Below are 8,474 nucleotides of genomic sequence, written 5' to 3'. Positions count from 1 at the left end.
GGGGCCGCTACGACGCCGACGCCCTCCAGGTCTTCAACCGCCGTTCCCGGGGCGGGATCTACTGGTACCGCGCGGGCTGGAACGTCCGCGCCACCGTCTCCTGGGCGCTGGGCGCCGCCGTCGGGCTGCTCGCCGTCTCGCTGCCGTCGTACGAGGGACCGCTGCTGTCCCTGACCGGCGGGGTGGACTGCAGCTTCCTGCTGTCGGGCGCGGTCGGCGCGGCGGCCTACCTGCTGCTGACGGCGCGCACCCCGGCCCCGGCCGTCCCCGACGACAGGCCGAGGACGGCGGCCGAGCCCGTGCGCCCCCGGTGACGGCGGGCGCCGGGCCGGGGCGGGCGGTCAGCCGAGCCGGTGCATCCAGCCGTGCCGGTCCTCCGTGACGCCCCGCTGGACGTCGAGCAGCGCGGCGCGCAGCCGCAGGGTGACCTCGCCGGGCTCGCCGCCCGACTGGGTCCACTCGGCGCTCTCCCGCTTGACCGTGCCGACCGGCGTGATGACCGCGGCGGTGCCGCAGGCGAAGACCTCGGTGAGGCTGCCGTTCTCCGCGTCGCGCTGCCACTGGTCGACGGAGACCCTGCCCTCCTCGGCGGTGTAGCCGAGGTCGCGGGCGACGGTCAGGAGCGAGTCGCGGGTGACGCCCTCCAGGATGGAGCCGGTGAGGGTCGGGGTGACGATCCGGTCGCCGTGGACGAAGTACAGGTTCATCCCGCCGAGTTCCTCGACCCACCGGTGCTCGACGGCGTCGAGGTAGCAGACCTGGTCGCAGCCCTTGGCGGCGGCCTCGGCCTGGGCGAGCAGGGAGGCCGCGTAGTTGCCGCCGGTCTTGGCGTCGCCCATGCCGCCGGGGACGGCGCGCACCCGGTCCTCGGAGAGCCAGATGGAAACCGGCTTCACCCCGCCGGGGAAGTAGGCGCCCGCCGGGGAGGCGATGACCAGGAAGAGGTACTCGTTGGCGGGTTTCACACCGAGGCCCACCTCGGTCGCGATCATGAACGGACGCAGGTAGAGGGACTCCTCGCCGCCGTGCGCGGGGACCCAGGCCGCGTCCTGGCGCACCAGCGCGTCGCACGCCTCGATGAACGTCTCGACGGGTAGCTCGGGCATGCCGAGGCGGCGGGCCGAGGACTGGAAGCGGCGGGCGTTCTTCTCCGGGCGGAAGGTGGCGACGGACCCGTCGGGCTGGCGGTACGCCTTGAGGCCCTCGAAGATCTCCTGCGCGTAGTGCAGGGTCATGTTCGCCGGGTCGAGGGAGAGCGGGCCGTACGGGACGAGCCTGCCGTCGTGCCAGCCGCGGCCCTCGGTCCACCGGATCGTCACCATGTGGTCGGTGAAGTGGCGGCCGAACCCGGGGTTCACCAGGATCGCGTCGCGCTCGGCGGCGGAGAGCGGGGTGGCGGAGGGCTTGAGCTCGATCGTGGGCGTCGTCATGAGTGGGTGTCCTTCACCGGTTGTGTGTGACGGGCCGCGCTCACGTCCGTACTGCCAGTGCTAGGACGTCCGAGCATTCCCTCATACCGCGGCTCCGCGTTCGATTATCGCGCGCGGGACGGCATGGACGAAAACAGCGTGAATGCGACCCGGTGAGAGATGGTGTCACCCGGCGGCGGGCATACGGAAGCCGCCGGGCACGAGGTGACCCGGCGGCTTCGAGAGACTCGACGGCCCGGGTCAGCCCGCTACGCGTACCGCGAGCGCGTCGCCGATCTCGGACGTGGTGCGTGCGGGGTTGCCGGTGCGCTCCGCGAGGTCGGCGGAGACGGCCTCCTCGATCCGGCCCGCCTCGGCGTCGTAGCCGAGGTGGCGCAGCAGGAGGGCGACGGACAGGACCGTGGCGGTGGGGTCGGCCTTGCCCTGGCCCGCGATGTCGGGCGCGGAGCCGTGCACGGGCTCGAACATCGAGGGGAAGGCGCCGGACGGGTTGATGTTCCCGCTGGCGGCGACGCCGATGCCGCCGGAGACGGCCGCGGCGAGGTCGGTGATGATGTCGCCGAAGAGGTTGTCGGTGACGATGACGTCGAACCGGCCCGGGTCGGTGACCAGGTAGATGGTCGCGGCGTCCACGTGGATGTAGTCCGTGGTGACGTCGGGGAACTCGGCCGCGACCCGCTGGAAGACGTTCGTCCACAGGTGGCCGGCGAAGGTCAGCACGTTGTTCTTGTGGACCAGCGTCAGCTTCTTGCGCGGACGGGCCTGGGCGCGGGCGAAGGCGTCCCGGACGACCCGCTCGACACCGAAGGCGGTGTTGACGGAGACCTCGGTGGCGACCTCGTGCTCGGTGCCCGTGCGGATGGTGCCGCCGTTGCCCGTGTACGGACCCTCGGTGCCCTCGCGGACGACGACGAAGTCGATCTCCGGCTGACCGGCGAGCGGGGTGGCCACTCCCGGGAGCAGCTTGCTCGGGCGCAGGTTGACGTGGTGGTCGAAGGCGAAGCGGAGCTTGAGCAGGAAGCCGCGCTCCAGGACACCGGACGGCACGCTCGGGTCGCCGATGGCGCCGAGCAGGATCGCGTCGTGCCCCTTGAGGGCGTCGAGGTCGGCGTCGGTGAGGGTCTCACCGGTGGCGTGGTAGCGCCGGGCGCCGAAGTCGAACTCCGTGGTCTCCAGCTTCACGTCCTGCGGGAGGACGGCGGAGAGGACTTTGAGGCCCTCGGCCACGACTTCCTGGCCGATGCCGTCACCGGGAATCACTGCGAGATCGAGGCTGCGAGACATGTCGGCACCCTACTCCTCGTCCCATGGGATGACATGCGCCGTCCGGCATGCGGACATCCCGGGCGGGCGGCGGTCCGGCGGCCACTCGTCGTCACCCGTTCACCCGTATGTGGGGCGGATGTCGGCCCGCGCTGGGAAGTTCTCCGTCATGGACCTTCCCGACTTCGGCATTCCGCCGCGTCTCGCCCGCGGGATGAGCATGGCCGAGCAGCACGAGTACCTGCGGACGAAGCTGACCCGGCGGCGCACGCTGGTGACGGCGGGCGCGGTCGCGGGCGGCCTGCTGGCCGGCTGCGCGGGCCCGGGGACGGCGGAGCGCGCCGGGGCCGACCCCAAGGGCCTGCGGGGCTCCGCCTCCCCGGCGCGGGCGAGCGGCGCGGTGCACGGCTCGGTCGTCGCGCCGTTCGGCCGCCATCTGGCGTTCGGCGCCGACCCGAAGACGCAGATGCGGGTCTCCTGGCAGCTCCCGCTCGCGGTGCGCAAGCCGTTCGCCCGGATCGGCACCGCCCCCGACGCGCTGGACCGGCGGGTCGTGGCGGAGATCAGGGACCTGCACACCCCGGCGCTCGACGGGGTGCGCCCGGCGTTCGAGCAGTACTACGCGCACGCCGCCGTGGACGGGCTCCTGCCGGGCACCACCTACTACTACGGCGTCGGCCACGACGGCTTCGACCCGACGGCGGCCGAGCACCGCGCGGCGATCGGCTCCTTCCGCACCGCGCCCGCCGCCCCGGAGTCGTTCGTCTTCACCGCCTTCGGCGACCAGGGCGTCAGCCAGGCGGCCGCCGCCAACGACGATGTGATCCTGCGCCAGAAGCCCGCCTTCCACCTGCACGCGGGCGACATCTGCTACGCCGACGTCAACGGCCAGGGCAGGACGACCGACGGCTACGACCCCGGCTACTGGGACCTGTTCCTCACCCAGAACGAGCCGGTGGCACGGACCGTGCCGTGGATGGTGACCACCGGCAACCACGACATGGAGGCCTGGTACTCGCCGGACGGCTACGGTGGCCAGCTCGCCCGCTGGTCGCTGCCGGAGAGCGGGTTCGACGCCCGCAGCGCGCCGGGCGTGTACTCGTTCACCTACGGCAACGTGGGGTTCGTGGCGCTGGACGCCAACGACGTCTCCTGGGAGATCCCGGCCAACCTGGGCTTCTCGGGCGGCCGTCAGACGACCTGGCTCGCCGCCGAGCTGACCCGGCTGCGGGCGGCGAAGGGCGTCGACTTCGTGGTCGTCTTCTTCCACCACTGCGCCTACTCGACGTCCACCCACGCCTCGGACGGCGGGGTGCGCGCCGCGTGGCTGCCGCTGTTCGCCGAGCACCAGGTGGACCTGGTGATCAACGGCCACAACCACGTCTACGAGCGGACCGACGCGATCCGCGACGGCGCGGTGGGCCGGGCGGTGCCGATCGGCGGCTCGACCGACCCGACGCGGGACGGGACGGTGTACGTGACCGCGGGCGGCGGCGGCAAGGACCTGTACGGCTTCCCCACCGGCGTCAAGGAGAGCTACGAGGGGCACGTCACCCGCGACACCCCCGTGGACACCTTCGCCTGGACGAAGTCCCGCGCGCAGGCACCGGAGACCGTGGAGTGGTCACGGGTGCGCTACCGCGGCTTCTCGCTGCTGACGGTGGAGGCGCTGACCGGCGGTTCGCCCCGGCTGCGGGTGTCGGCGCTGGACCAGAAGGGCGAGCGCGTCGACCACTTCGAGGTGCGGCGCGGGGCGTGACCCCGCGCCGCACCCCGAGCGGGTGCGGCTCCCGGTCCGGGGGGCACTGCCCGGCTCAGTGGCCGGTGGAACCGCCGTTGTCCCTGCGGTCGAGGGCGCGCTGGAGGGCGGCGGCCGCGTTCTTGCGGTCGGACTCGGTGGTGCGCGACTGGTGGCGGACTCGGCGGCGGACGGTCGTCTCGGCCATGGGTGTTCGACTCCTTCGGCATGACGGGAGTACGGGTACAGGGGGGTTGCGAGACGCCGGATGGGCGGGGAGCGGTGCCGCAGGGGTTGCCTGCACGGGGCCCGGCTCACGACCGCCTTTCGCTGGATCGAGCGAGACGTTCGGCTCCTACAAAGCTAAGCGAGGAGTCCCGGTCTGTCTCCACAATTACTCGGACTTCCTACTATCTGAGACGGCGGCTCCGGCCGCCCCCCGGTGACCTGGGCTTTCCGCCGCGCCCCCCGGACGTGCGAAAGCGCGCCCCCGGACGTGCGAAAGGAGGGGCACCGGGGTGCCCCTCCTCGTCGCCGTCCCGCCGGCTGGGCTCAGCCCATGTGCGGGTAGCCGTACTCGGTCGGCGCGACCAGCGTCTCCTTGATGGCGCGGGTCAGGGTCCAGCGCATCAGGTTCTGCGGGGCGCCCGCCTTGTCGTTGGTGCCGGAGGCACGGCCGCCGCCGAAGGGCTGCTGGCCGACGACGGCGCCGGTCGACTTGTCGTTGATGTAGAAGTTGCCGGCCGCGTAGCGCAGCTTCTCCATGGTGTACGCCGCCGCCGCGCGGTCGTTGGCGACGACCGAGCCGGTCAGCGCGTAGTCCGAGACGGACTCCATCTGGGTCAGCATCGCGTCGTAGGCGTCGTCCTCGTAGACGTGCACGGCGAGGAACGGGCCGAAGTACTCGGTGCGGAACACCTCGTTCTCCGGGTCGCCGCACTCGACGACGGTCGGGCGCACGAACCAGCCCACCGCGTCGTCGTAGGAGCCGCCCGCGACGATCGTGCACGTCGGGTCCTGCTCGGCGCGGTCGATGGCGGCCTTGTTCTTGGCGAAGGACCGCTCGTCGATGACGGCGCCGAGGAAGTTCGACAGGTCGGTGACGTCACCCATGGTCAGCCCGTCGACCTCGGCCGCGAACTCCTCCTTGAACCCGGAGTTCCAGATGGAGGCCGGGATGTAGGCGCGCGAGGTCGCCGAGCACTTCTGGCCCTGGTACTCGAAGGCGCCCCGGGTCAGCGCGGTCTTGAGGACGGCGCGGTCCGCGCTCGGGTGGGCGACCAGGAAGTCCTTGCCGCCGGTCTCGCCGACCAGACGCGGGTAGGCGCGGTAGTTCTCGATGTTGGCGCCGACCGTCTTCCACAGGTGCTGGAAGGTCTTCGTCGAGCCGGTGAAGTGGATGCCCGCCAGGTCGCGGTGGGTCAGCGCCGCCTCGGAGACGGCGATGCCGTCGCCGGTGACCAGGTTGATGACGCCCTTGGGCAGCCCGGCCTCCTCCAGCAGCCGCATGAGCAGCACGGCGGCGTGGGTCTGCGTCGGGGACGGCTTCCACACCACGACGTTGCCCATCAGGGCAGGCGCGGTGGGCAGGTTGGCGGCGATGGCGCTGAAGTTGAACGGCGTGATCGCGTAGACGAAGCCCTCCAGCGGGCGGTGGTCCATGCGGTTCCACACGCCCGGGGAGTTCGCCGGGGGCTGCTCGGCGAGGATCTGACGGGCGTAGTGGACGTTGAAGCGCCAGAAGTCGACCAGCTCGCAGGGGCTGTCGATCTCGGCCTGCTGGGCGGTCTTCGACTGGCCGAGCATGGTGGAGGCGGCGATCGTCTCGCGCCACGGCCCGGAGAGCAGCTCGGCGGCGCGCAGGATGATCGCGGCACGGTCGTCGAAGGACATCGCGCGCCAGGCCGGGGCGGCGGCGAGGGCCGCGTCGATCGCGTCCTGGGCGTCCTGCCGGGTGGCGTGGCGGCCGGTGCCGATGACCGACTTGTGCTGGTGCGGCTGCACGACCTGGAAGGTCTCGCCGCCGCCCAGCCGCTTCTCGCCGCCGATGGTCATCGGCAGCTCGATCGGGTTCTCGGCCAGCTCCTTGAGCTTGGCCTCCAGGCGGGCGCGCTCGGGCGAGCCGGGGGCGTAGCCGTGCACCGGCTCGTTGACGGGGGTGGGGACCTGGGTCACAGCGTCCATGAGTTCCGTAACTCCTTACTGAGCGGTGGGGTTCAGCCCTTGCTGATCATGCTGCGGACGAAGAAGCGGAGGTTCGCGGGCTTCTCGGCCAGCCTGCGCATGAAGTAGCCGTACCAGTCGGTGCCGTACGCCGTGTAGACACGCATGCGGTGGCCCTCGGCGGCCAGCCGCAGGTGCTCGTCGCCCCGGATGCCGTAGAGCATCTGGAACTCGTAGTCGCCGGGCTTGCGTCCGGCGGCGCGGGCCAGCTCCTGGCCGATGCTGATGAGGCGCGGGTCGTGGGACCCGATCATCGGGTACCCGGTGCCCTCCATCAGGATGCGCAGAACGCGCACGTACGCCTTGTCGATCTCGTGCTTCTGCTGGTAGGCGACCTCGGCGGGCTCCTTGTAGGCACCCTTGACGAGCCGCACCCGGCTGCCGGACGCGGCGAGGCGGCGGGCGTCGGTCTCGGTGCGGAACAGGTAGGACTGGATGACGCAGCCGGTCTGCGGGAAGTCCTTCCGCAGCTCCTCGTGGATGGCGAACATCGAGTCGAGGGTGGTGTGGTCCTCGGCGTCGAGGGTGACGGTGGTGCCGATCGCGGCGGCGGCCTCGACGACCGGCCGGACGTTGGCGAGGGCCAGCTCGTGACCGCCGTCCAGGGCCTGGCCGAACATCGACAGCTTGACGGACATCTCGACGCGCTCGCCGAGGTCCAGCGCCTTGAGGCGGTCGATCAGCGCGAGGTAGGCGTCCCGGGCGGCGGCGGCCTGGCCGGTGGTCGTGATGTCCTCGCCGACGACGTCCATCGTCAGCTCCAGGCCACCGGCGGTCAGCCGCTCGATGATCGGGACGATGTCGTCGACGGTCTCACCGGGGATGAAGCGGTCGACGACCTGCTTGGTCACCGGGGCCGCCGAGACGACACGGCGCATCCGGTCGCTGCGCGACGCGGCGAGAATCACGGGACCCAGCACGGGAACCTCCACAAACCAACCAGACGAGGCCGTCACCCGACGCTTCGGGAACGGCACGGAGAACCACTTCGCAATCTAGGGACCCGGTGGCCGGTCGGCCATCGACACCTGTCAGGCATTCCCGCCCCGGATCTCAGACAGATGTATGAAGGAGCGCCGGATTGAGGGAGAATGCCCGGGTGACGTCGGATGCCGCGCCCCACAACTACGCGAGCGCCTACCAGGACCTGGTGGACGAGATCTCCGAGCTGCTCGGCGCGCCCGCGACGCTGGAGAACCGCGACTTCGAACTGATCGCCTTCGGCGCCTACGACAGCGAACGCGACCTCGACGCCTCCTGGCTCGACCCGGTGCGCACCCGCTCGATCCTCACCCGCCGCTCCACCTCCGCCGTGCGCTCCTGGTTCGAGGGCTTCGGCATCACCCGCGCCACCGGCCCGGTCCGCATCCCGCCCACCCCGGAGGCGGGCGTGCTGCGCGGACGGATCTGCCTGCCGGTACGCCATCGGAGTGTCGTCCTCGGCTACGTCTGGCTCCTGGACGACGACCCGGGCCCCACCGCCCGGCAGCTCTCCGCCGCGATGACGGTCACCGCCCGCGTCGGCGCGCTCCTCGCCGACGAGGCCCAGCACGGCGCCGACCTCACCCGCGAACTGCGCGCGGTCCTCACCGCGGAGCGCGGCTGGCAGCGGGACATGGCGGTGGCCGACCTGCGCACCGCCCTCGGACCGCGCGCCGACGCCCCGCACACCGTGGTCTGCGTGGCCCCCTGGCCGTCCGCCGACCCCGACGACGCCCCGGCCGTCCGCACCGTCCAGGGCGCGACGGCCCTGTGCACGATCCCCTGGGGCGCGACCGGGCAGTGCCTGGCCCTGCTGCTGCGCCTGCGCGCCCCCGACA

The 8,474-nt window shown here is 71.9% G+C and carries 7 protein-coding genes and 1 pseudogene; 3 read left to right on the top strand and 5 right to left on the bottom strand.

What is annotated here, in order from left to right:
- Positions 1-314: cytosine permease (locus GA0115242_RS02515; RefSeq protein ID WP_176729725.1), on the top strand; the 314-nt coding region annotated here is incomplete at its 5' end.
- A 27-nt stretch (positions 315-341) separates the two neighbouring features.
- Here GA0115242_RS02515 and GA0115242_RS02510 read toward each other — a convergent pair.
- Together GA0115242_RS02510 and GA0115242_RS02505 are read right to left on the bottom strand one after the other, a co-directional pair.
- Complete coding sequence (locus tag GA0115242_RS02510; protein ID WP_093824010.1) at positions 342-1,430, bottom strand: branched-chain amino acid aminotransferase; 1,089 nt, start codon at positions 1,428-1,430, stop codon at positions 342-344.
- Between the two features lie 240 nt (positions 1,431-1,670).
- Positions 1,671-2,714 (bottom strand): 3-isopropylmalate dehydrogenase, encoded by a 1,044-nt coding sequence (locus GA0115242_RS02505; RefSeq protein WP_093824008.1) that lies wholly within the window; start codon positions 2,712-2,714, stop codon positions 1,671-1,673.
- A gap of 148 nt (positions 2,715-2,862) precedes the next feature.
- Between GA0115242_RS02505 and GA0115242_RS02500 the strand changes: the two genes are divergently transcribed.
- Positions 2,863-4,452 carry a purple acid phosphatase family protein gene (locus GA0115242_RS02500; protein WP_093824006.1) on the top strand — a complete coding sequence of 530 codons (1,590 nt, stop codon included), beginning with the start codon at positions 2,863-2,865 and terminating at the stop codon, positions 4,450-4,452.
- Between the two features lie 55 nt (positions 4,453-4,507).
- On the opposite strand, the gene GA0115242_RS41435 is transcribed toward GA0115242_RS02500, so the two are convergent.
- The 3 genes from GA0115242_RS41435 to GA0115242_RS02485 all read right to left on the bottom strand — a co-directional run bounded on the left by GA0115242_RS41435 (position 4,508) and on the right by GA0115242_RS02485 (position 7,574).
- Positions 4,508-4,639 (bottom strand): hypothetical protein, encoded by a 132-nt coding sequence (locus GA0115242_RS41435; protein WP_093824004.1) that lies wholly within the window; start codon positions 4,637-4,639, stop codon positions 4,508-4,510.
- Between the two features lie 344 nt (positions 4,640-4,983).
- A complete protein-coding gene (pruA, locus tag GA0115242_RS02490) occupies positions 4,984-6,615 on the bottom strand; it encodes an L-glutamate gamma-semialdehyde dehydrogenase (RefSeq protein ID WP_093824002.1) in 1,632 nt (543 codons plus the stop codon).
- A 32-nt stretch (positions 6,616-6,647) separates the two neighbouring features.
- Entirely contained in the window at positions 6,648-7,574 is a 927-nt protein-coding gene (locus GA0115242_RS02485) for a proline dehydrogenase family protein (RefSeq protein WP_093824000.1), read from the bottom strand.
- Between the two features lie 161 nt (positions 7,575-7,735).
- Here GA0115242_RS02485 and GA0115242_RS02480 point away from each other — a divergent pair.
- Positions 7,736-8,474, top strand: a pseudogene (locus tag GA0115242_RS02480) (PucR family transcriptional regulator); the annotation flags it as partial.

It is taken from the genome of Streptomyces sp. SolWspMP-5a-2 (assembly GCF_900091845.1).
GTDB classification, from domain to species: domain Bacteria; phylum Actinomycetota; class Actinomycetes; order Streptomycetales; family Streptomycetaceae; genus Streptomyces; species Streptomyces doudnae.
Note: the sequence above shows the minus strand (reverse complement) of the source record. Positions and strands in the feature narration are given on the sequence as shown.

Coding starts and splice junctions, on each gene's coding strand:
- GA0115242_RS41435 (WP_093824004.1), bottom strand. CDS start 4,639: ATGGCCGAGACGACCGTCCGCCGCCGAGTCCGCCACCAGTCGCGCACC.
- pruA (WP_093824002.1), bottom strand. CDS start 6,615: ATGGACGCTGTGACCCAGGTCCCCACCCCCGTCAACGAGCCGGTGCAC.
- GA0115242_RS02500 (WP_093824006.1), top strand. CDS start 2,863: ATGGACCTTCCCGACTTCGGCATTCCGCCGCGTCTCGCCCGCGGGATG.
- GA0115242_RS02510 (WP_093824010.1), bottom strand. CDS start 1,430: ATGACGACGCCCACGATCGAGCTCAAGCCCTCCGCCACCCCGCTCTCC.
- GA0115242_RS02505 (WP_093824008.1), bottom strand. CDS start 2,714: ATGTCTCGCAGCCTCGATCTCGCAGTGATTCCCGGTGACGGCATCGGC.